At 27.3% G+C, this 21,346-nt stretch carries 23 protein-coding genes and 7 tRNA genes; 8 read left to right on the top strand and 22 right to left on the bottom strand.

Features of this window, described 5'->3' with window-relative positions; genetic code table 11:
• Nucleotides 1-5 precede the first annotated feature (5 nt).
• Nucleotides 6-824 carry an alpha/beta hydrolase gene (locus ACNSOS_RS04435; protein WP_418186089.1) on the top strand — a complete coding sequence of 273 codons (819 nt, stop codon included), beginning with the start codon at nucleotides 6-8 and terminating at the stop codon, nucleotides 822-824.
• 117 nt (nucleotides 825-941) lie between these two features.
• Nucleotides 942-1,724 carry a D-alanyl-D-alanine carboxypeptidase family protein gene (locus ACNSOS_RS04430; protein ID WP_418186088.1) on the top strand — a complete coding sequence of 261 codons (783 nt, stop codon included), beginning with the start codon at nucleotides 942-944 and terminating at the stop codon, nucleotides 1,722-1,724.
• Here the strand turns inward: ACNSOS_RS04430 and ACNSOS_RS04425 are convergent.
• The 11 genes from ACNSOS_RS04425 to ribH form a co-directional block, all read right to left on the bottom strand.
• Nucleotides 1,721-1,933, bottom strand: a complete 213-nt coding sequence (locus ACNSOS_RS04425) for a hypothetical protein (RefSeq protein WP_418186087.1) — start codon at nucleotides 1,931-1,933, stop codon at nucleotides 1,721-1,723. The genes ACNSOS_RS04430 and ACNSOS_RS04425 overlap by 4 nt on opposite strands.
• Nucleotides 1,934-2,380: 447 nt before the next feature.
• A tRNA-Gln gene (locus ACNSOS_RS04420) sits at nucleotides 2,381-2,455 on the bottom strand.
• A 20-nt stretch (nucleotides 2,456-2,475) separates the two neighbouring features.
• Nucleotides 2,476-2,552, bottom strand: a tRNA-Thr gene (locus ACNSOS_RS04415).
• Nucleotides 2,553-2,569: 17 nt separating this feature from the next.
• Nucleotides 2,570-2,646 (bottom strand) — tRNA-Met (locus ACNSOS_RS04410).
• 14 nt (nucleotides 2,647-2,660) lie between these two features.
• Nucleotides 2,661-2,737, bottom strand: a tRNA-Met gene (locus ACNSOS_RS04405).
• A 30-nt stretch (nucleotides 2,738-2,767) separates the two neighbouring features.
• Nucleotides 2,768-2,844: transfer RNA gene (locus ACNSOS_RS04400), tRNA-Gly, on the bottom strand.
• 69 nt (nucleotides 2,845-2,913) lie between these two features.
• Nucleotides 2,914-2,990: transfer RNA gene (locus ACNSOS_RS04395), tRNA-Ile, on the bottom strand.
• A 2-nt stretch (nucleotides 2,991-2,992) separates the two neighbouring features.
• Nucleotides 2,993-3,083: transfer RNA gene (locus ACNSOS_RS04390), tRNA-Ser, on the bottom strand.
• A 79-nt stretch (nucleotides 3,084-3,162) separates the two neighbouring features.
• On the bottom strand, nucleotides 3,163-3,861 hold the full coding sequence (pyrF, locus tag ACNSOS_RS04385; RefSeq protein ID WP_418186086.1) for an orotidine-5'-phosphate decarboxylase: 699 nt from the start codon (nucleotides 3,859-3,861) through the stop codon (nucleotides 3,163-3,165).
• A 1-nt stretch (nucleotide 3,862) separates the two neighbouring features.
• Nucleotides 3,863-4,258, bottom strand: coding sequence for a transcription antitermination factor NusB (gene nusB, locus ACNSOS_RS04380; protein ID WP_113909556.1), 396 nt, complete (start codon nucleotides 4,256-4,258; stop codon nucleotides 3,863-3,865).
• 1 nt (nucleotide 4,259) lies between these two features.
• Nucleotides 4,260-4,730: a 6,7-dimethyl-8-ribityllumazine synthase gene (gene ribH / locus ACNSOS_RS04375; RefSeq protein ID WP_418186085.1), complete on the bottom strand. Its 471-nt coding sequence runs from the start codon at nucleotides 4,728-4,730 to the stop codon at nucleotides 4,260-4,262.
• A 286-nt stretch (nucleotides 4,731-5,016) separates the two neighbouring features.
• Here ribH and ACNSOS_RS04370 point away from each other — a divergent pair, with 286 nt between their 5' ends.
• A complete protein-coding gene (locus tag ACNSOS_RS04370; protein WP_418186084.1) occupies nucleotides 5,017-5,223 on the top strand; it encodes a hypothetical protein in 207 nt (68 codons plus the stop codon).
• 184 nt (nucleotides 5,224-5,407) lie between these two features.
• Nucleotides 5,408-7,405, top strand: a complete 1,998-nt coding sequence (locus ACNSOS_RS04365; protein ID WP_418186083.1) for a TonB-dependent siderophore receptor — start codon at nucleotides 5,408-5,410, stop codon at nucleotides 7,403-7,405.
• Between the two features lie 91 nt (nucleotides 7,406-7,496).
• Here the strand turns inward: ACNSOS_RS04365 and ACNSOS_RS04360 are convergent, their stop codons facing one another.
• The 3 genes from ACNSOS_RS04360 to ACNSOS_RS04350 are packed head-to-tail and all read right to left on the bottom strand — an operon-like array spanning nucleotide 7,497 to nucleotide 10,860.
• Nucleotides 7,497-9,149, bottom strand: coding sequence for a GGDEF domain-containing protein (locus tag ACNSOS_RS04360; RefSeq protein WP_418186082.1), 1,653 nt, complete (start codon nucleotides 9,147-9,149; stop codon nucleotides 7,497-7,499).
• Between the two features lie 14 nt (nucleotides 9,150-9,163).
• Nucleotides 9,164-9,961: a 3-deoxy-8-phosphooctulonate synthase gene (kdsA, locus tag ACNSOS_RS04355; protein ID WP_418186081.1), complete on the bottom strand. Its 798-nt coding sequence runs from the start codon at nucleotides 9,959-9,961 to the stop codon at nucleotides 9,164-9,166.
• A 14-nt stretch (nucleotides 9,962-9,975) separates the two neighbouring features.
• Nucleotides 9,976-10,860: a DMT family transporter gene (locus ACNSOS_RS04350; RefSeq protein WP_418186080.1), complete on the bottom strand. Its 885-nt coding sequence runs from the start codon at nucleotides 10,858-10,860 to the stop codon at nucleotides 9,976-9,978.
• A 98-nt stretch (nucleotides 10,861-10,958) separates the two neighbouring features.
• Between ACNSOS_RS04350 and murA the strand changes: the two genes are divergently transcribed.
• Together murA and ACNSOS_RS04340 are read left to right on the top strand one after the other, a co-directional pair.
• On the top strand, nucleotides 10,959-12,227 hold the full coding sequence (murA, locus tag ACNSOS_RS04345) for a UDP-N-acetylglucosamine 1-carboxyvinyltransferase (protein WP_418186079.1): 1,269 nt from the start codon (nucleotides 10,959-10,961) through the stop codon (nucleotides 12,225-12,227).
• Nucleotides 12,227-12,784 carry an HNH endonuclease signature motif containing protein gene (locus ACNSOS_RS04340; protein ID WP_418186078.1) on the top strand — a complete coding sequence of 186 codons (558 nt, stop codon included), beginning with the start codon at nucleotides 12,227-12,229 and terminating at the stop codon, nucleotides 12,782-12,784. Before murA ends, ACNSOS_RS04340 begins: the two co-directional genes overlap by 1 nt.
• Here ACNSOS_RS04340 and ACNSOS_RS04335 read toward each other — a convergent pair.
• Genes ACNSOS_RS04335 through ACNSOS_RS04300 form a run of 8 tightly spaced genes read right to left on the bottom strand, consistent with a single transcriptional unit; the run spans nucleotide 12,767 to nucleotide 19,178 of the window.
• Nucleotides 12,767-13,546 (bottom strand): YihY/virulence factor BrkB family protein, encoded by a 780-nt coding sequence (locus ACNSOS_RS04335; protein WP_235826924.1) that lies wholly within the window; start codon nucleotides 13,544-13,546, stop codon nucleotides 12,767-12,769. The two genes, ACNSOS_RS04340 and ACNSOS_RS04335, sit on opposite strands and share 18 nt — an antisense overlap.
• Before the next feature lie 2 nt (nucleotides 13,547-13,548).
• On the bottom strand, nucleotides 13,549-14,937 hold the full coding sequence (locus ACNSOS_RS04330; RefSeq protein WP_418186077.1) for an FAD-binding oxidoreductase: 1,389 nt from the start codon (nucleotides 14,935-14,937) through the stop codon (nucleotides 13,549-13,551).
• Complete coding sequence (locus ACNSOS_RS04325; RefSeq protein WP_418186076.1) at nucleotides 14,937-15,950, bottom strand: plasminogen-binding N-terminal domain-containing protein; 1,014 nt, start codon at nucleotides 15,948-15,950, stop codon at nucleotides 14,937-14,939. The genes ACNSOS_RS04330 and ACNSOS_RS04325 overlap by 1 nt, the downstream gene beginning before the upstream one ends.
• A gap of 12 nt (nucleotides 15,951-15,962) precedes the next feature.
• Entirely contained in the window at nucleotides 15,963-16,472 is a 510-nt protein-coding gene (gene bcp, locus ACNSOS_RS04320) for a thioredoxin-dependent thiol peroxidase (RefSeq protein ID WP_113909548.1), read from the bottom strand.
• Nucleotides 16,473-16,482: 10 nt separating this feature from the next.
• Complete coding sequence (cmoA, locus tag ACNSOS_RS04315) at nucleotides 16,483-17,190, bottom strand: carboxy-S-adenosyl-L-methionine synthase CmoA (protein ID WP_113909547.1); 708 nt, start codon at nucleotides 17,188-17,190, stop codon at nucleotides 16,483-16,485.
• A 20-nt stretch (nucleotides 17,191-17,210) separates the two neighbouring features.
• Complete coding sequence (locus ACNSOS_RS04310) at nucleotides 17,211-18,050, bottom strand: bifunctional riboflavin kinase/FAD synthetase (RefSeq protein WP_418186075.1); 840 nt, start codon at nucleotides 18,048-18,050, stop codon at nucleotides 17,211-17,213.
• Nucleotides 18,019-18,726 carry a TlyA family RNA methyltransferase gene (locus ACNSOS_RS04305; protein WP_418186074.1) on the bottom strand — a complete coding sequence of 236 codons (708 nt, stop codon included), beginning with the start codon at nucleotides 18,724-18,726 and terminating at the stop codon, nucleotides 18,019-18,021. Before ACNSOS_RS04305 ends, ACNSOS_RS04310 begins: the two co-directional genes overlap by 32 nt.
• Nucleotides 18,723-19,178 carry a hypothetical protein gene (locus ACNSOS_RS04300; protein WP_418186073.1) on the bottom strand — a complete coding sequence of 152 codons (456 nt, stop codon included), beginning with the start codon at nucleotides 19,176-19,178 and terminating at the stop codon, nucleotides 18,723-18,725. Before ACNSOS_RS04300 ends, ACNSOS_RS04305 begins: the two co-directional genes overlap by 4 nt.
• Before the next feature lie 101 nt (nucleotides 19,179-19,279).
• Between ACNSOS_RS04300 and ACNSOS_RS04295 the strand changes: the two genes are divergently transcribed.
• Both ACNSOS_RS04295 and ACNSOS_RS04290 read left to right on the top strand, forming a co-directional pair.
• Entirely contained in the window at nucleotides 19,280-19,852 is a 573-nt protein-coding gene (locus tag ACNSOS_RS04295; protein WP_418186072.1) for a YigZ family protein, read from the top strand.
• A gap of 25 nt (nucleotides 19,853-19,877) precedes the next feature.
• A complete protein-coding gene (locus tag ACNSOS_RS04290) occupies nucleotides 19,878-21,341 on the top strand; it encodes a type II secretion system protein GspD (RefSeq protein ID WP_418186071.1) in 1,464 nt (487 codons plus the stop codon).
• Nucleotides 21,342-21,346: the final 5 nt, after the last annotated feature.

Raw genomic sequence — 21,346 nt, 5'->3', positions numbered from 1 at the left:
AGATTTTGAAGACTTATATTTTTGTTTTTATGGTAGTTCTGTTTTTTAGTGCTTGTTCAAGCAAAATACCATCTTTAGAAGATAGAAAAAATATAGCATTTTCCTTGATAAATGATAAAAGTGTTGTTCAAAAAGATATAAAAACAGATACTTTCACTCTTTTTTCTTTTCAAAAAATATCAAATGAGTGTAAAAATAGTATCAAAATCTATATAGAAGGAGATGGTTTATCTTGGGTTTCAAAAAATATAGCATCTTCAAATCCAACTCCAATAAATCCAATATCACTAAAACTTATGCTACTTGATGATAGCTCTTGCAAAATATATCTTGCAAGACCTTGCCAATATACAACTTCAAATATTTGTGAAGAGAAATATTGGACAAGTCATCGGTTTAATAGCAAGATTATAGATAGCTTCAATGAAGCTTTAGATAGCTTAAAAAAAGAGTATTCAAATCATAGCTTTGATTTGCTTGGATACTCTGGTGGTGGAGCTATTGTGACTTTGTTGGCTTCAAAAAGAGATGATATAAATAGTATAACAACAATAGCTGGAAATTTAGATATTGAAAAATGGACAAATGTACAAAAAATCTCTAGTTTAAGTGACTCTTTAAATCCAGCAGATTTTTCTAATACTTTGGAAAATATAAAACAACATCATTTAATAGGAGAAGATGATAAGATTATCCCAAAAGAGATATTTTTTTCATATCAAAGTAAATTTAGAAATAAAAAAAATATAACTTACTCTTTATATAAAGCAACACATAACTGTTGTTGGGAAGATATTTATAAAAAATATCTTTTAGAAAATTAAATCAAAACTATAAACTTAATATAAATTTTAAAATATCACTTTAATAAGACTTTCAATTGACTTTCTTGCGACTTTTAACATATATAATATTGCTAAATAATATTATTAGGAGAAAAAATGAGAGCTTGGTTTAAAATGTATATAAGAATAATTCTACTTTTATTGTTTTTTGTAAATCAAGTAAATGCAAAAGATATTATATCTTCTTATGTAGTTTTAGATTCCAATTCTGGTACAGTCTTACTTGAAAATAACTCAAAAAGTATAAAACAGATAGCAAGTCTTACAAAAATTTGGACTGCTTTACTGGTTTTAGAAAATTGTAATCTTGATAGTATTGTAAGAATCTCAAAAAAGGCTTCGATTCAAGAAGGTTCTAGTATATATCTTAAAGAAAATGAAGAGTATAAAGTAAGAGATTTAGTCTACGGAATGCTTTTGCGTTCAGGAAATGATGCAGCGGTTGCTTTAGCTGAATATACTTTTGGAAGCGAAGAAAAGTTTGTAGAAATTATGAATAAAAAGATAAAAGAATTAGGACTTGAAAATACAAAATTTGTTGATGTTACAGGACTTGGAAATAATACATCAACAGCAAATGATGTAGCAAATATGTTGAATATAGCTTTAAATAATTATAAATTTAAAGGTATTTCAAGTAGATTATCTTACAAAAATAGCTTAAATGGACAATTTTGGAAAAATAAACATAAACTAATAGGAAAAAGTGATTATCAAGCAATATCTGGAAAAACTGGATATACGAAGAAAGCAGGAAGAACTCTAGCAACAGCTTTCAATCATGATAGTAAAACTTATATAGTTGTAACATTAAATGAAAAAGATGACTGGAATATTCATGAATTATTAGTAAGTAAAGTTTTTGCGAAAGTAAATTAAAATTTGAAATTAAACCCTGTATAAATAGAACTAGAGTTTTTTACTTTTATTCTATTTGAATAGCTATATCCGAATTTCTCTCCTTCTATTTTTACATCTTTTCTGTATTTTGAATATACTCCACCAATTTCAAATTCAATATTCTTTGTAACATCATAAATACTTCCAATTTGGAGTCCATAGACCATATTATCTTTAAAAGTTCCCAAATGAAACCCAGTAAAAAATCTAAAGTTATCATTAATCGGAATAAGATATTCATAATTTCCAGTAACAAGCTTTAGTTTAAAAAGTTCTGTTTTATATTCAATAGCAGATAAATAAATCCTAAATTGATTATTAAGAATTACTCCAATTTTTAGTTCAGGAGAAGTGTCTTGTATAGATTGATCTTTTTGTTCATTTTGTACTATTGTTCCAAATTGTGTTGGTATATATATATCTATATTATGTGATATTTTTGCTTGAGTTTTTTTTAAATTTATACCTGTGAAATAATCAATATCTAAAGCTTCTAGTAAACTTGATAGAATAAGAACTGAAAATATAATCTTTTTTATATAAAAGCCTTTTTTATAAATTAGGGAGTAAATTCTATAAAAATTATTATAAAAAGTAGTTAAAATTTTATGTTGATTTAAAAAATGATTTATTTATGGATGGGGTAGAAGGATTCGAACCTTCGAGTGACGGTACCAAAAACCGTTGCCTTACCGCTTGGCGATACCCCAGAAGGATTAAGTAAATAAAGTGGAGCTGGTGAAGGGAGTCGAACCCCCGACCTGCTGATTACAAATCAGCTGCTCTAGCCAACTGAGCTACACCAGCACTTTATATTATTTTTATGGTGTCAAAAGAGAGACTTGAACTCTCGACCTCCGGCTTATGAGACCAGCGCTCTAGCCAGCTGAGCTACTTTGACATAAAAATTAGAATTGGTTGCGGAAATAGGATTTGAACCTATGACCTTCGGGTTATGAGCCCGACGAGCTACCTAGCTGCTCTATTCCGCGATAAATAAAAGAACACCACTTCAATACAAGTGGAGCGGGAGACGAGACTCGAACTCGCGACAGTCTGCTTGGAAGGCAGAAGCTCTAGCCAACTGAGCTACTCCCGCATAAAATCCTTGTTTAAAAGGATTGGAATGTTATCTAAAAAAATATTAAATAAAACTTAATACTTTAGCTGGTGGGTCGTGAAGGACTCGAACCTTCGACCACTCGGTTATGAGCCGAGTGCTCTAACCAGCTGAGCTAACGACCCAGTGGCGGACAGTGAGGGATTTGAACCCTCGGTACCGTTACCAGTACGTCTCCTTAGCAGGGAGGTGGTTTCAGCCAACTCACCCAACTGTCCGTTCTAATCTTATATTCATAAAATCAGGACGGGAATTATAATAGTCTATGACTTAAAACACCCTTAAAAATTAATTATATTAAATATTTTCTATAATTTTTTTAACAATTTCTTGTGGATTCTCACTTTTATATATAGGTCTTCCAACAACAATAAAATCTACAGCATTATCTTTTGAAAATTTTATATCAGCAACTCTTTTTTGATCGCCACTATCTTCCCCGAAAGGACGAATTCCAGGGCAAAGAGTGATAAATTCACCTGAAGTATTGTTTTTTATATCAAGACTTTCAAAAGCAGAGCAAACAACTCCATCTAGTCCAGCTTCAAATGTTGATTTTGCAAATTCTCTTGCTTTTTTATCTATATCTTCATTATAAATTTTTTTAAAACTTTCATTATCAAAAGAAGTAAGAGCTGTAACGGCTAAAACTAAAGGACGATTAGGAATATCTTTAATTCTATCCATAACTGTTTTCATAGCATGGTTTCCTGCACTTGCATGAACATTAAACATATCAACAATTCCAAATTTAGATATATCTTCTGCTGCATCAGCCATCGTATTTGGAATATCGTATAGTTTTAAATCTAAAAATATTTTAAAATTTGGATTTATAGATTTTAAATCTTCTAAAAACTTTTTTCCATCTCTTAAATATGTTCTAAACCCCACTTTTAACCATACATCAAAATCTTTTATTTTTTCCACTAAAGCTAGATTTTCTTTTGAACTTTCCAAATCTAAAGATACACAAAGTTTCATATCTTGTGTCATTTTAAGCCTTTTTTACTTGGTCTAAAATAGCATTTACAAATTTTGGTGCTCCATCACTTGCTAATCTTTTTGATAATTCAATAGCTTCATTTATAATAACCGCTTTTGGTAAATTTTCAAATAATATTTCATAAATTGCAAGTCTTAATATAGATTTTTCAACTGAACCTATGTCTTCTAAACTTCCTTGAGTTATAAATGCTTTTATTTGTTCATCAATTGTACTTAAATTTTTAATTGTTCCATTGAATAGATTTAAAGCAAACTCTTTTTGATTATTTCTTATTTTTTTTTCTTCTAAAAGTTCATCAACAAATTTTGAAATCTCAGTATTTCCTAAATCGTATGCATACAATAGTCCAATTATAGACTCTCTTGCTTGTGTTCGTGTTGCCAAATTATTTTCCCATTTCGTTATATAAATCTAACATTTCAATGATTGTAATCATAGCTTCTGCACCTTTATTTCCAACTTTTGAACCAGCTCTTTCAATTGCTTGTTCTATTGAATCAGTTGTTAAAACACCATTTGATACAGGTTTTCCATATTTTAAAGCAACTGTTGCTATACCTTTTGTTGCTTCTGCACTTATATAGTCAAAGTGTGGAGTTGCTCCTCTTATTACTGCTCCAACACAACAAACAGCATCATATTTTCCACTTGATAGTGCTTTTTCTAATGCAAATGGTATTTCAAAAGCACCAGGAACTAAAATCAAATCTAAATTGTCTTCATTTCCACCGTGTCTTTTGAAAGCATCTTTTGCTCCTTCAACTAATCTATCAGTTATTATGTGATTAAATCTACCATTTATGATAGCAACTTTTTCATCACCTTTAAGTCTTAAAACACCTTCTATTATTTTCATTTATTTCTCCAAGATTGTTTTCAATAAGCAGTGATTATACATAAAATGGGCTTAAGGTTTAAAGTATAAATATTTGATGTCTTTGATTATGATATACAAAAAAGTAACTATTAAAAACTATTTTTTTATTTGAATAATATAAAAATAAATACTGTTAAATTGTTACAAAAAGTAACTCGAGCTTACAAATTTGAAAATTCTTTTGCAAAAATTGTCCATTTTTTTCATTTAAATCGTCTTACTATATAGAGAAACAAATTCTCAAAATTAATACAAAGGATTTAGGATGAAAAACAAAGTTTTCATGTCAGTTGTAACATCATTGATGTTAAGTGGAACAATGTTAAATGCAAAAGAGATAAGTTTGCAAGAAGCAGTAGAGAATATAGTAAAGAAATATAATGTAACATATATTTCAAAATCAAAAGATTTAAAGAATAAAATAGTAGATTCAGAAAAGTTAAGTTTCGGGGGGGGGTACGGTATTAAGTAATCTAAATAGTGTATTAGAAGAACATAATCTCGAAGCTATCGAAGAAGATAGCATAATCTATATAATAGAAAATCCCAAGTCATCATATCAAAAAGTAGGTAAAACTTATATACTAGATGAAATTTCAGTAAAAGAAAATAGAGAAAATAGTTACACTCGTAGCCAAGACAATTCAGCAACAGGTATGAACTTATCACTTAAAGAAACACCACAATCAGTTTCAGTTATCACTTCAAAAAGAATGGAAGACCAACAATTAAATAACTTAGTTGATGTTATGAAAAATACAACAGGAGTTAATGTAAATGAAGGAATAGGAAGTGCAGGTTTTGCTTATTTTTTCTCGAGAGGTTATGAAATTCAAAATTTACAAGTTGATGGTTCTCCAAGTAATTATATACGTAATAACTATGGTTTTAGAGAAATTGATAGTTCTCTTTATGATTCTATAAGCATTGTAAGAGGTGCAACTGGACTTTTAACTGGTGCTGGAGAACCAAGTGGAAGTATCAATCTAGTGCGAAAAAAACCAACTAAAGAATTTCAAGCATCACTTGAAGCACAAGCTGGAAGATGGGATAAATATAGAGGTGTAGTAGATATCGCTGGTGGATTTAATGAAGATGGAAGTATCAGAGGAAGATTTATAGCTGTTCATAATCAAGGGGGATATTTCAATCCAATATTTGATAGAGAAAATAGTACTTTATATGGTGTAGTAGAAGCTGATTTAGGTGATTCAACAACAATTACTGGTTCTTATGAAAGGACTAATCATGAATCCAATTTTCAAGCTTATGCAATGAATCCAGATATATTTTCTTATAATACAAGTGGAAAAGTTGTAGGATTAACAAATTTTGATAAATATATGTGGGATAATTCAGATTGGACAAAAGACAAGGAAACCAGAGATAATTATACTTTAAATATAGAACATCATATCAATAATTCTTGGAAGATAAATACTAATTATAGTTATACAAATGGTGATCAAAAGCTAAAATATAGTAATTGTAGTAGATGGTTAGATGATGGTACTTGCAGCAGTAGTTATTATGCCACTAATGTAGAATATGATCGTGAAATTCATACCTTAGATGTAAAATTAAATGGACAATTTGATTTATTTAATCAAACTCATGATTTAGTTATGGGCTTTAATGGAAAAAAACATAAAGAAGATGCTATTTCTTTGGATAGACCTAATGTAAATTCACAAACAGATATGAAAATAATTAATAATAGATTAGTACATATTGAACCAATTTGGAATGGAATAAAAAGCACAGGTAATACAGAAACACAACAATATGGTGGATTTGTTTCAACAAAACTAAATTTTACAGATGATTTATCAGCAATTTTAGGTGGTCGTTATAGTAAATATGAAGCTAAAAGTAAAGGAATAATTACTAGAGATACAGATAATTTTTTACCATATTTAGCATTAACTTATGATCTTACAGATAACTTAACTACATATGTAAGTTATACAGAGATTTTTAATCCACAAAGTGCAAAAGATAAAAATGATAATTTACTTGATCCAGAAACTGGATTTAATTATGAAGTTGGATTAAAAGGTGAATGGTTTGATGGAAGATTAAACTCTAGTATTGCACTATTTCAATCAGGAAAAGATAATCTAGCTGTTCAAGATAAAGATGAAAATGGAATTTGTTATAAAAGACCAGGTACTAATAATTGTGCATTTAAAGCAGAGAATGATACAAAAAATAAAGGTTGGGAGTTTGAAGTATCAGGAGAAATCACTCCATATTGGCAAGCTCAATTTGGTTTCTCTTCATCAATTCTTAAAGATAAAGATGGAAAAAGATTAAATAGTACTATTCTGCCAATAAGAACAGCAAATCTATTTACAACATATAGAGCTACACCATCTTTAACAGTGGGTGGTGGAGTAAGATGGCAAAGTGAAACATGGGATAATAATGCAAAGAATAATTATATTAGTGCAGGTCATCCTGAAATGGTGGGAGAAGCTACACAAAAAGATTATTTTGTAGTAGATTTGATGGCAAATTATGAGTTTAATAAAAACTTAAGTTTACTTGTAAATCTTAATAATGCTTTAAATAAAGAGTATAAAACAAACTTTTATTACCATTCTTATGGAGATGAAAGAAATTGGATGGCTACTTTGAAATATAAGTTTTAAAAATATCAGAAATATAGTTATTAAGTACAAGAGTTGGGATTTATTTCAACTCTTGTTTGATAAGATTTTGTTTTGAATTTTCTTAGTTATATTAACATTCTTCAACTCTATTTTTACCTTTTTCTTTTGCACAGTACAAAGCCTTGTCAGCTCTTAATAAAAGCTCATTTAAATTATCATCTTCTCTAAATCCACTAACTCCAAAACTTGCAGTTTTTCTACCTACTATTCCAAAATCAAAATTTGATATTTTGTTTTTTAATTTTTCTGCTAAAACTATTGCTTCTTTTTGAGATGTTTTTGGGCAAATAATGATGAATTCTTCTCCACCCCATCTTCCTACTATATCTATATCTCTAGTTGATTTTGTTAATATTGAAGCAAGGCTAATCAATACTTTATCACCTTCAAGATGACCATATGTGTCATTAACATATTTAAAATCATCCAAATCAAGTAGAATCACAGAAAAATTATCTTTAAATCTTTTAAATATACTTTCACTTATTCCCAAAACTGAATCTATTTCATTTCTATTGTTTAGTTTAGTTAAAAAGTCTATTTTTGAAAGTTTAGTTAATTCTTCTTTTGCTAATTCCAACTCTTTTGTATAGTTCAATCTATCAATCATAGAAAAAGCTAAAAGTAATAAGCAAATAAGGATAACAATATCACTTGGATACTCTTCCCAAGGTACAACACCGAGAGCTATTAAAGTTGAATATACCCAATACAAAGATATTATAAAGAAGCTAAATGTAATTATTTTTATTTTTTTATCTCCTTTAATAAAGAAGTAAATTATAAAAATTGTCAAAATAGGTAAAGTTATGAGATTATATAAAATATCAAAATATTTATAAGATGATGTTAATGTAAATAAACCAAATATAGAACCAAAAAATGCAATAATTAAATATAAAAAATGTACTTGCCATATTTTTCTTATTAGATTAAATGGAGTTTTAAAACTAATAGTTTTATCCATAAAATAAGCTATACCCAAAGGAAAAAAGAAATAAGAAAATGCCAAAATATACTGATACAATAGTGGAAAATCAAAATATAATTTTAATATTTTCACAGAACAAAATACATTTAATGCTTGTGATAGAAAAAGTAAACCTAATATCAAAAGTTCTTTACTTCTAAATTTAGAAAAAAATGTAAGTAAAAATAGTATTGATACAAAAATAGATATAGAACCTATAATAATTTTTGGAATATCATAATCTAAAAGTTTTTTATAAATATTTCCTTTTGAATCAATCAATATTTCACCCCATAATCCTATATCAAGGTAGTTTGAGAATACTCTAAAATATAAATATTTGTTTTGAGCTTCATTGTCCAAAGGGATTAAATGCCAAGGCCATCCTTCAAATTTACCTTTTCCTTGTGCATTAAAAGTTCCAAATTGATATATTTTTTTATTTTCAAGATAAACTTCCATAATTAAATCTGTACTAAAAATATATAAATTGGCATCATTTGGTAAATTATTAGGAAGTTTTACTCTATACCAAACATTGGTTTGATTATTTCTATTTGGTGGATTACTTGGGAAAAGTATCTCTTTCCATTCTTTATTATCTTGTTCCAAAGTCCATATAGGAGTATTATTTGAAAAAGTAGAATCTCCCCATCTATACTCCCATTTTGAGAGTGATAAATCTATTTGATTTGATTCAAAAGCAAATAGATAGTTTATAAATAAAGAGATAAACAGAATTATTTTAAACATTTAAATATCTTATTTTAGTTTCCTAAAACCTCTTTAATAGCAAAAATATCATTCATTGTTTTATATAAATCATCTATTTGAAGCATATTTGGTCCATCACTTTTTGCACATTTTGGGTCAATATGTGTTTCGAAAAAGAATCCATCAACTCCAACACTTGCAGCTGCTCTTGCCATATATGGTACAAAAGAGCTATTTCCTCCAGTAGTACCTCCAGTGCTAGGTATTTGTACACTATGAGTTGCATCAAAAATAACTGGTGAATATTGTCTAAGTAACAATAAATTTCTCATATCTACAACTAAAGCACCATATCCAAAAGTATTTCCTCTTTCACAAAGCCAAACTCCAGCTTTTTGTGAATTTTCATAATTTACTTCTGTTATACCTCTTGTATTTAAAACTTTTTCAACTGGATGTTTCATAGCATCTGCTGCTAAAAATTGTCCTTTTTTGATATTTATTTTTGCAGGTGTTTTTGCAGCAGCAACTAATAAATCTGTTTGTCTGCATAAAAAAGCAGGAATTTGAAGTATATCCATCACTTCTCCCGCTGGTTGTGCTTGATAAGATTCGTGAATATCTGTTACAACTTTGTATCCAAACTCTTTTTTTATTTTTTCAAAAATCTTTAAACCTTCATCCAGACCTGGTCCTCTAAATGAACTTAAACTTGTACGATTTGCCTTGTCAAAACTAGCTTTAAAATAAAAATCTACTCTCTTGTCTTCACTAAGTGGTTTTAACTTTTCAGCTATTCTTAAAACTGTATCCATATCTTCTAAAACGCAAGGTCCTGTCATTACTATCATATTATAAAATCCTTTTATTTTTTACTTACTAAAAATCCACTAATTACAATTAAGATTATACCTAAAACTATTATAAATGAAGGAAAACTATCTCCAACAAATAATCCTAAAATAATAGAAAAAACTATATTGCTATATGATATTGTTCCTACAATTCCAGCTTTTGCAAAAGAGAAAGCTTTAGTCATATATATTTGTGCATAAGTAGAAAAAAGACCTAATAAAACTATAATAAACCATTCATAATTTGTAGGGAATATAAACTCTCCTAACATAAAATCTAGGTTAGAATTTATGTAGAATTCACTAATGACCATTAAAATTAATGGACAAATAGTTCCCATAGCCATAAAAGATAAAACTATGGCTCGGCTATCATAGTAAAGCCTTAGTTCTCTTATAGAAGTATATGCTAGTGCTGCTCCAACTCCTGAAAGAATACCTAAATAATCTGTCTTTTCTAAACTACTTCCATCAAATTCTGTTATAAATAAAATACCAATAAATCCAATAAATACTCCAATCCAACCTTTAAAACCTATTTTTTCTTTTAGAAAAAAATATGCTAAAAGAGCGGTAAATATTGTAGAAGTTTTTGAAAAAGTCATAGCTTCTCCTAAAGGAATATTTGCAATATTGTAAAAGAAAAATAAAAGTGAAATAAAGCCAACAGTTCCTCTAAAAATAAGTAACCAAAACTTTCCACCTATTTGTTTTAGAGGTGAGTTGTAAATAGAGTAAAGTATTATAAAAACTCCAAAAACATTTCTAAAAAACACTACTTCTATTGGAGCTAAATTTCCACTTAATTCTTTTGCTGTAACTCCCATAAGTGCAAATAAAAATGAAGCAATAAGCATATATTTTATAGCTTTATTAACATTTTCTTCCAAATTCATTCCTTTTTTAAAAAAGCTAATAGTATAGTAAGATAACTAAAATAAAGCAATTTTTGGGTAATATAAACTCTATTTTAAACTCTATTTTTAGGAAATCTATGGAATATTTAAAGATTATTGGAAATAAAAAAATATCTGGTGAAGTTAGTATATCTGGTGCAAAAAATGCAGCATTGCCATTGATAGCAAGCACAATTTTAGGAAAAAATAAAATCACTATAAATAACTTACCAAATGTTGCTGATATAAATACTTTTTTAAAGCTTATCTCAAAACTTGGTGGTACTTTTCAAAAAGATAAAAATAGTGCTACTATTGATACAAGTACGATAAATAATACAACTGCAACTTATGATATTGTAAAAACTATGAGAGCTTCTATTTTAGTTTTAGGACCATTGTTAGCACGATTTGGACATTGCGAAGTTTCACTTCCTGGTGGTTGTGCAATAGGTCAAAGACCAGTTGATTTACATTTAAAAGCATTGGAGCAAATGGGAGCAAATATTGAAATATTGCAAGGATATATCAAAGCAACAGCTCCAGAAGGATTAAAAGGTGCAAAAATTGTATTTGATAAAGTAACTGTTGGTGGAACTGAAAATATAGTTATGGCAGCAGCTCTTGCAAATGGAATAACAACTATCATAAATGCAGCAAAAGAACCAGAAATAGTACAACTTTGTGAAGTAATACAAAGTACTGGAGTAAAAATAGATGGAATTGGAACTTCAAAAATAGTAATTGAAGGAACAAATGGAAAACTACTTGATATTAAACCATTTTCAGTAATTCCAGATAGAATTGAAGCTGGAACTTATATGTGTGCAGCTGCTATTACGAATCAAAAATTAACTATTAAAAATATTATTCCATCTCATCTTGAAGCAGTTATTTCAAAACTTGAAGAGATGAATTTTGAAGTTTTACAAACGCAAAATAGTGTAACAATATTACCAACACAAGATATAAAACCAGTAAATATAATAACTACTGAATATCCAGGTTTTCCAACAGATATGCAAGCACAATTTATGGCATTGGCAACTCAAGCGAATGGAACAAGTACAATTGATGAAAGATTATTTGAAAATAGATTTATGCATGTTAGTGAGTTATTAAGACTTGGTGCAGAAATTCATTTAAATGGAAATATAGCTACTATTATTGGTAAAAAAGATAGTTTAAGTGGAACAGATGTAATGGCAACAGATTTAAGAGCATCTTCGGCTTTAGTTTTAGCTGCCCTTGTAGCACAAGGAGAGACAAATATTCATAGAATTTACCATCTTGATAGAGGATATGAAAATTTAGAAGAAAAACTAATAAATATTGGTGCAGATGTTAAAAGATTAAAAGAGAGTTGATGTTAGATAAAATAAAGAGTTTTCTATTTCAAAAGGATAATCACAAGAGTGATAATTTTGATGTTTTTTTTGATTTAGTAAACTCTTATTTAAAAAGAGAACATCCAAAAATAAGTTTTGATTTATCTATTGATGATAAATTTTTAAAAGAAGAAAATTTAAAGATAAAAAAAACACTTTTTATAGATAAAATTGTAAAGCAATTTATTGATTTTGAATACACTAAAAAGACTCAAGAAACTGTAAAAAAAGAACTTTTATGGAGTGGTTATGGTATAAACTCTAGCCCAAATATAAAAAAGCCACAAGATTTTTTAAGAAGAAAAGAACTAGCTTTCTTTAGAGATAATCGAGTTTGTAATCGCTGTGGAAATAAAATGGAAAAAATAACTGATGCTCATACCTTTTTAATTCATAATTTTGAAGAAGGTGGAGGATATAATATCGAGAATATTGCTATTTTATGTTTTGATTGTAATAAAATTTTGACAAATGAAGATAAAAATATCTTCGAATTACATTTAAAAATAAGAGATGAATTATACGATTTTATTTGATTTTGTAGTATTTAATCTATGACAAAATTTTACACCATATAGATAAATTATCCAAGATATATAAATCCATAAAAATGAAAATAGAAGAGTTGATAAAGAACCATAAATTGTTGAATAAGTTTTGTTGTAAACTACATAATATACAAAAAGATTTTTTGTAATACTCAATACACTTAAAGTTAAAAATGATGAAATCATCGCTGATTTTGATGATATTTTTTTATTTACACTTAGTTTAAATAATAGAAAAAATATACTCCAAGTAAATAAAAAGAATAGAAAACTTTTAAATAAACTACTACTATGAAGTGATAAAAGTGTATTTAAAAATATAAAAATTGCTGGAAAAACTATAAAAAATATTGTGTATATAAAAAATGATTTATAAATAGCTCTTCTTTTTGTATTATGTATTTTATTTACTATGTAATCATAATCTTTAAAAAACATAATATATACAAAAAGCATATAAAAAATACCTACAAATCCCAATTTATTTGAGTTAGAGATATAATTCTTTAAAGTATTTATAATATCTTCAGAGTGAGTTGGATTTAAGAAATTTAGTAAAAAACTTGTAAATGTATCTAAATAAGCATCAAAATCTGGAAACTTTGAAATTATTGCAATTCCTAAAGCTATGATTGGCAATATAGAAAATATAGTGAAAAAACTAAGACTAGCTGCAAAATAGGTAGTATCGTCATTGAAAAATGATTCGATACTATCTATGATTTTTCTAAAAATAGTTTTTTCTTGCAAAATTATAATCCCATTTTAAATGGATTTAAAATATTGTTCGGGTCAAAAGCTTTTTTTATATTTCTAAATAGATTCATTTCTGCTTCTGTAAAAGCAATATCCATAAATGGAGCTTTTGAGATACCAATACCATGTTCACCACTCAATGTTCCACCCATATCAACAACAAGTTGGAAAATTTCTTCAATTGCTTTGTGTCCATCAGCCATTTCTTTTTCATTTGTTTTATCTTTTACCATAACATTTACATGGATGTTTCCATCTCCTGCATGTCCAAAACAAGGTACTTGGAAACCATATTTTTCACCAATTTTATAAATTTCATCAAGTGCTTCTGGCAATTTACTTCTTGGTACTGAAATATCTTCGTTTAATTTTTTTGTTCCAAAAACCATAGTTGCAGGACTAGCATTTCTTCTTGCAAACCAAAGTTTTTTTCCTTCTTCTTCATCACGTGCCACTATAAAATCAATAGAACCATTTTCACTAAAAGACTCTTTTAAAATATTTAGTTGTTCATCAATTTCTGCAATACTAGAAGCATCTACATCACCAATTAAAATTCCACCAGCATCTTGCGGTAATTCAATATTTGGAAATTTTTGTTTTAAAGCTTTTATTACAAGTGAATCTAAAAACTCCATAGCAACTGGATTAGCTCCACTTGCTAGTGATTTAAATACAGCAGTCATAGCACTATTTACACTAGGGAAAACTCCCATATATGTTTTTTTGAATTTTGGTTTTGGAATAAGTTTTAAAGTAATTTCTGTGATAACAGCTAAAGTTCCTTCACTAGCTATTAAAATACCAGCTGTGTTATATCCTGCTACATCTTTTATTGTTTTTTTACCAGCAACGATAATATCTCCATTTGGTAAAACAGCTCTTAAAGCCATAACGTAATCTTTTGTAATACCATATTTTGCAGCTCTCATCCCACCAGCATTTTCACTTACATTTCCACCAAGTGTTGAATACTCTTCACTTGCAGGATCTGGTGGATAGAAAAGTCCTACTTCTTCAACTGCTTTTTGAAATTGCATATTTATAAGTCCAGGTTGAACAACTCCAACCATATTTTGCATATCAATTTCTAGTAATTTATTCATATGTCTTTCTAAACTTAAAATTATTCCACCATTTGATGGTAATGCACCACCTGTAAAGCCACTTCCCGCTCCTCTTGGAACTATAACAATTTTGTGTTCATTACAATATTTTAAAATATCACTTACATCTTGCTCATGTCTTGGAAAAACAACTGCATCTGGCTCAAACCTATTTCTTGTTGCATCATAACAAAAAGCAATCAAGTGAGCTTTATCACTTTTTATATTTTCTTGTCCAACAATAGATGTAATATAATCTAAATGTTTTTTATCAATCATTATTTTATTCCTAAAATACTTTTATAGTAATTGTCATAGTTTGAACTATCTATACTATCGTCTTTTAATCCTAAAGCATCAGATACAAACGGAATATTTTTTAAATCAATTAAAGGACCTTTTATCTCTTCAATTCTTGTAAAAAATGGCATTTGTTTTTCATTTGAGGCATAAGGAAAATTATATGAATCTAAAACAGTAAATGTTTTTGCATCTAAAATATATATCTTTTTAGCTATAACAAAAAATATCGTTCCTAAATTTTGTTCAATTGCAAATTTTTGGAAATCTTCTTTTTTTGGAAGAGGTTGATTATCAAACTTTAAAGTAGCTCCAAAAATATCTGGATGAATAAAGTTATTTTGTGCAAAATCTTCTCTTACTGCTTGATAACCATTGAAATCAGGAGAAATTAGAAGTGATTGGTCATACATATAATTTAATATAATAACATCTCCATTTTGAACAGTTCTATTTGTTGTAGGAATAGCATCTTGTTTTAAATCATTAAAAGCAAAATATTCAACAACCGAAGAGTTAGCATCAGAACTTATAACTTTTGCATTTGATACAATTAACCTTCGATCATTATCATAAATATGAACTACAATTCCAGATTGACCAACCAATAAATTCCCAACTGCAATTACACTTTTATTGTCTGTTAAATTTTCAACTTTTGCACCGATTGGTTGTATTGAGAACTCATTTTTACCACTATCTAGTTTTGAAGCATAGTTTCCACTACTTAAACCTTTTTTAGCATTTTTGTAAAAATAGTATGAATAGCTTAATTTATTTTGTTCAACAGTTACTTTTATATCCAAAATATTCCAACCATCTTTTTTCATATCATCAACAGTTACATTACCAGCACAAAATCCACCTTCGAGTTTTGCAGTTTCAATTTGTGAAGGGTTATCTAAACCATTTTTATAACAAATAGTTTCTAACGCTGATAAATTCATCGAAAACAGGCCAATACAAGCAAAAAATAAACTTTTCTTAAACATTTTATTCCTTTTTTAAAATTGAGTTTGTAACTCTTCTAATTTTTGTCTAACTTCATCAACGTGTAAAATTTCGATTTTTTCACCTTTTACACTTTTTGTTTTTCGTACACTTACTTTATCCCAAATATGAGCAATTTCACCTTTTGGATTTATAATAAAAGTAGTTCTTACAACTCCCATAAACTCTTTACCCATAAATTTTTTTAGTTGCCAAACACCATAATCTTGGCACATTTTTTTATCATTATCAGATAACAAAGTTATCCCTAAATCATATTTTTCTATAAATTGTCTATGTTTTTTTGTATCATCAGGACTAACTCCTATTATTGTAGCTTCTAAATTATCAAATAAAAATTGATTACTTGTAAAATCACAAGCTTGAGTTGTACATCCTGGTGTTAAATCTTTTGGATAAAAGTATAAAACTATCCAACGACCAACTATATCTCTTAGGCATATTTCTGTATCATCTTGATTGAAAGCACAAAAACTTGGTGCTTTATCTCCAACTTTTAACATCTGTTCTCCTTTATTTTATTGCTATAAAAAGAGCAAAATTTACCCATTTGAAAACTGTTTCACAATGTTTAAATCCAGCATCTTCTATCATTTTTTTATTTTCATCTTCTGTATATGGAATAAGTACATTCTCTAAAGCTTCTCTTTTTTGAGATATCTCAAATTCACTATATCCTTGAGTTTTCTTAAAACTATAATATTCATCGATAAACTGTTTATTTAAAAAGCTATTTTTTGAAACCAATTTTTCACTAAAAATAAAAACTCCACCATCTTCTAAACTATCATAAATCTTTTTTACCAATTTTTCTCTATTTAACGGGCGAATAAATTGTAAAGTATAGTTTGAAAAAACAACTTTTGCATCTTTTAAATCAACATCAAAAATATCAGCATTTAAAAGTTCTATTTCAACTCCAAAAGCTTTTGCTTTTTTACTAGCTCGTTCAAGCATAGCATTTGAGTTATCAATTCCAACTAAATTTAGATTATATTTACTACTTTTACTAAGTTCAATTAGTGTAGAAGCAGTAGAACAACCTAAATCATAAACATTTGAACCATCTTCTAAAAAATTATTTGCAAAAGAAATAGACAATTTTTGCATCTGTTTATAAAAAGGAACTGATCTATCTAACATATCATCAAATACACTAGCGACTTCTTCATCAAACTCAAATTGTTTTGAAATTGTTTTATTAAATACTTTATCTATCATCTTAATATTTTATCTAAAAATTAATAAAAATATTTTTTTGCAATATTTATATCGTTTAAAATCTCATTTTTTAACTCTAAAAAACTATCAAATTTCTTATTTTCACGGATTTGTTTTATAAATTTTATTTGAACTATATTATCTTTTACTTCCAAATTATCTACATTTAAAATATGAGTTTCAACTGCAAAATTTCCGTCTGTTGTTTGCCTATGACCTAAAAATGAAATAGAGTTATATTCACAATCATCAACAATAGTTTTAGTTATATAAACTCCATTTTGTGGCAATAAAAACTCATTAACATTTAGATTTATAGTTGCTACAAACTCTTTTTTCCCAATTCCTTGACCAATTATATGTTGTCCATATATTTTATACTCTTTTCCTAAAAATCTATTTGCTTGTTCTATTTGTCCATTTAATAAAAATTCTCTAATATATCTTGAATGAACTGGAAAATTATCCAATTTTATCTCAGAGATTATTACAACATCTCCATCAAAAACTTTTTTTAAATCATCTACTTTACAGGCTCTGTTTTTTCCAAAACAAAAATCAAAACCAACAACTATTTTTTTTAAATTTTTAAAATCACTTTTTAGAAGTTTTATAAATTCAATTCCATTGAGCTCTTTTATATTTTGTAAATCATAATAAAAAATAGGAAATTTTGAATACTCTTGTCTATAATTTTGTGGGGTTAAAGAAGCATAACCAGTTTCTATACTTATGATTGCTCCATTTTGGCTTAAATTATTAAATAGTTCTTGGTGAGCTATATGCATACCATCAAATCCACCAATTGCTATGGAATCTATATTTTCTTTATTTACTAAAATAGAAGAACTCCTCTTCATTTCCTTCTTTTCCTTGAAGTTTACTAATGTTATTTGTTTTTAATTTCCAATTTAAATTAAATGCAACTGCCAAAAAATCATCTTTAGCTTTTTTTATTGCTTGAATATCTTTTACAACACCTTTTTTATCTCTTTTTACATTTGTTCCCACTTCAAATTGTGGTTTGAAAAGTATTATAATCTCTTTAAATTGGAGTGAATTTATAGCATTTATAATATTTAAAATAGATATAAAAGATACATCACAAGTTACAATATCAAAACAAATATCACTTTGAAAATTTCTAATATCACAATTTTCAAAAAATTCTATTTTTTTATCTTCTTTTATTCTTTCGTGAAGTTGATTACTTCCTACATCTACACAAAGTACTTTTTTTACTTGATTTTCTAATAATATTTGTGTAAATCCACCTGTACTACTTCCAATATCAAGTGCAATTTTATCTTTCAAATCTATTTTTAAATCATCCAAAAAATATTTTAGCTTATAAGCTGCTCTGCTTACATAAAAATCTTCTTCAAGTAGCTCTATAATATCATTTGAAATTACTATATATGAAGATTTTGTGATGATTTTACCGTTGCATTTTACTTTATTTGATTTGATAAGTTCACAAGCTTTATTTCTACTTTGAATATTAAAATTTTGTGTTAAATATAAATCTAATCTCATTTATTTTTAAATTCAGCTAATAATCTTAAACTTTCATCAGTAGAAATAGATTTAAATTCATTACCATTTTGTTCTTTCATAAAATTTGAAATAGTCTCTTCATCTAAATTTACATTTTTACCTGTAACTTCGTAAATTGCTGCTTGTAAATCTGCTTTTTGATTTGCTAAAACTTCTTCTATATTTTGGGGAGTATGTCCACTTTCTGCTCTAGCTTTTTGTAACTCTTCTAATTTTTGTCTTATAGCTTCCAGCTGTTCTTTTGTAAATCCTGTTTTTGCTACAAAATCCAAATCTTCTAAAAGTTCTTCTGTTTCTTTTTGTTTAGATTTCTCTTTTTCTCTATTTTCCATAAAGATATCAAAACTATCTTTTTTTTCTACTATTTCAGAACTTATATTTTCAGAATTAGTATTTGAAATTATTGATGAAGTATTGTTTGAAATTTCCATAAAATACCTTTTAAAACTCTTTTATAATAATCTTGAATTATACCAAGCTAAGCTTTAAATAGTTAAAATTTTGATGAAAATAAAAAGGGCAAATAAAATATATGAAATTCGTGCAAAAAGAATTTAATTCTACTATTGAAGAGAAAAAATCAAAGTTTATAGCTTTTTTAGTTCCATATAGTGATTTTTCTAAAACTATACAAAGATTGAGAGAAGAACACTTAAAAGCTGTACATTTTGTTTATGCATATAGATATCTAAATGAGTTTGAGCAAATTGTAGAAAATTCTAGTGATGATGGAGAACCAAGAGGAACAAGTGGAAAACCAACATTAGCTGTTTTATCTGGTGCAGATATTATAAATAGTGCAGTTATAATCGTACGATATTTTGGTGGTACAAAACTTGGAACAGGAGGACTTGTCCGAGCTTATAGTGATAGTGCAAATGAAGTTATAAAAATAGCTGATTTTAAAGAGTATAAAAAATTAATATTAAAAACTTTGGAGTTTGAATATAGTAATTTGGGACAAATAGAGTATATTTTAAATCAACAAAATATAAGAATATCAAATAAAGATTTTAATACAAATGTAAAGCTAGTGATTGAACTTTCAAAAGATGAATTTGATAATCTTTGTCCTTTACTTCCAAGAGAAATTAAGATAGAATAATTATCATTTTCTTAAAGGGGCTTTTATGAAAAGGTTTTTAAAGATATTTTTCATACTCATAATTTCTACAAATTGTTTTTCTTCCGATAAAATAGATATAAATTTTTCAAATTTACACTTAAATGAACTTATAAAAATTAGTTCAAAAATATTGAATAAAGATATTTTGGTATCAGAAAATTTTGATATTAAAGTAAATTTCTTTTCAAATAGAAGTTTGAAAAAAAGTGAATTATTAAATATTTTAAAATCAACTTTAAATGACAATGGTTATATGCTAGAAGATAATGGAACTTTTTTCAAGATAGTAAAAATTCAAGAACCAAAAAAAGAGCCATATTCTACAAAGATATATGAGTTAAAAAATGTTGATGGTGAAAATATCTTAAAAATTTTAACAACTTTAATTGATAAAAATAGTTTTGAAAATGAGCATATTAAACCTATTGTTACTTTAGATAGTGAGTCTAACTCTATAATTTTAATGGGAGTTGAACCTGAACTAAATAAACTCACAAATTTGCTAGATGATATAGATAAACAAAAATCACAAGTTTATATACAAGCTAAAATCATAGAAGTAAACAATGAAATGGTAAATAAAATAGGTTTATCTTATGGAATTTTAAGAGCAAACTCTTCAAGTGATGGAATAATGGCTATCTCTACAAATTTAAATGGTGGTTCAAATGCTTTAAATGAAGCAATATCTAGTTTTGCTTGGAACATAGGAAATCTAAATATAAAATCTGGAATAGCTTTTGGAGCTAGTTTAAATTTATTACGACAACAAGGTGCTGTTGATATAGTTTCAGAACCATCAATATTGGCTATAAATAATAAAGAGAGTTTTATATATGTAGGAGAAAAAATATCTGTTCAAACTTCAAGTACAGTAACAGATGGTGGAACCCAAAGGACAAATTTTCAAAGAGAAGATGTTGGATTGACTTTAAAAGTAAAACCACGAGTTGCAAGTGATGAAAAATTGACCTTGGAAATAAGTGCTTTAATTGAAGGTATAAAATTAAAATCAGTTGGGGTTGGTGATAATCCAGATACTCATAAAAAAGAGATAAATACAACTGCTATTTTAAATAATGGAGAAAGTGTAATAATAGGTGGATTAATAGAGAATAAAAGTGAAAATGTAGAAGATAAAGTACCACTTCTGGGAGATATTCCTGTTGTTGGAAATATTTTTAGAAATGAAACAAATGTAAATAAAAAAAACAATTTAGTTATCATTGTAACACCATATTTAGTTCCAAAAAATAAAGATTTGACATATATAAGAGATAAATTAACAGAGCTTAAAAACTTGGAAGATAGATATTTAGAAGAGTCTTTACAAAGTTTACAAAATAATAAAGAAGAGAAAAAAGATAAAGTTGTTACTATAAATCAAAAAGAGAAATTAGATGAAAAAACTTTACATGAAAAGAGATTAAAAGAGTTTTTTGAAGAGCACTCAAACAATGGTTTTTAGATATT

The sequence above is a fragment of the Aliarcobacter vitoriensis genome (assembly GCF_048320235.1).
Taxonomy (GTDB): domain Bacteria; phylum Campylobacterota; class Campylobacteria; order Campylobacterales; family Arcobacteraceae; genus Aliarcobacter; species Aliarcobacter vitoriensis.
The sequence above is the reverse complement of the archived record's forward strand: the minus strand, read 5'-3'. Positions and strand labels throughout refer to the sequence as shown.

Coding starts and splice junctions, on each gene's coding strand:
- ACNSOS_RS04430 (WP_418186088.1), top strand. CDS start 942: ATGAGAGCTTGGTTTAAAATGTATATAAGAATAATTCTACTTTTATTG.
- pyrF (WP_418186086.1), bottom strand. CDS start 3,861: ATGACACAAGATATGAAACTTTGTGTATCTTTAGATTTGGAAAGTTCA.
- ribH (WP_418186085.1), bottom strand. CDS start 4,730: ATGAAAATAATAGAAGGTGTTTTAAGACTTAAAGGTGATGAAAAAGTT.
- ACNSOS_RS04370 (WP_418186084.1), top strand. CDS start 5,017: ATGAAAAACAAAGTTTTCATGTCAGTTGTAACATCATTGATGTTAAGT.
- ACNSOS_RS04365 (WP_418186083.1), top strand. CDS start 5,408: ATGAACTTATCACTTAAAGAAACACCACAATCAGTTTCAGTTATCACT.
- ACNSOS_RS04360 (WP_418186082.1), bottom strand. CDS start 9,149: ATGTTTAAAATAATTCTGTTTATCTCTTTATTTATAAACTATCTATTT.
- kdsA (WP_418186081.1), bottom strand. CDS start 9,961: ATGATAGTAATGACAGGACCTTGCGTTTTAGAAGATATGGATACAGTT.
- ACNSOS_RS04350 (WP_418186080.1), bottom strand. CDS start 10,860: ATGAATTTGGAAGAAAATGTTAATAAAGCTATAAAATATATGCTTATT.
- murA (WP_418186079.1), top strand. CDS start 10,959: ATGGAATATTTAAAGATTATTGGAAATAAAAAAATATCTGGTGAAGTT.
- ACNSOS_RS04340 (WP_418186078.1), top strand. CDS start 12,227: ATGTTAGATAAAATAAAGAGTTTTCTATTTCAAAAGGATAATCACAAG.
- ACNSOS_RS04330 (WP_418186077.1), bottom strand. CDS start 14,937: ATGATTGATAAAAAACATTTAGATTATATTACATCTATTGTTGGACAA.
- ACNSOS_RS04325 (WP_418186076.1), bottom strand. CDS start 15,950: ATGTTTAAGAAAAGTTTATTTTTTGCTTGTATTGGCCTGTTTTCGATG.
- bcp (WP_113909548.1), bottom strand. CDS start 16,472: ATGTTAAAAGTTGGAGATAAAGCACCAAGTTTTTGTGCTTTCAATCAA.
- cmoA (WP_113909547.1), bottom strand. CDS start 17,190: ATGATAGATAAAGTATTTAATAAAACAATTTCAAAACAATTTGAGTTT.
- ACNSOS_RS04310 (WP_418186075.1), bottom strand. CDS start 18,050: ATGAAGAGGAGTTCTTCTATTTTAGTAAATAAAGAAAATATAGATTCC.
- ACNSOS_RS04305 (WP_418186074.1), bottom strand. CDS start 18,726: ATGAGATTAGATTTATATTTAACACAAAATTTTAATATTCAAAGTAGA.
- ACNSOS_RS04300 (WP_418186073.1), bottom strand. CDS start 19,178: ATGGAAATTTCAAACAATACTTCATCAATAATTTCAAATACTAATTCT.
- ACNSOS_RS04295 (WP_418186072.1), top strand. CDS start 19,280: ATGAAATTCGTGCAAAAAGAATTTAATTCTACTATTGAAGAGAAAAAA.
- ACNSOS_RS04290 (WP_418186071.1), top strand. CDS start 19,878: ATGAAAAGGTTTTTAAAGATATTTTTCATACTCATAATTTCTACAAAT.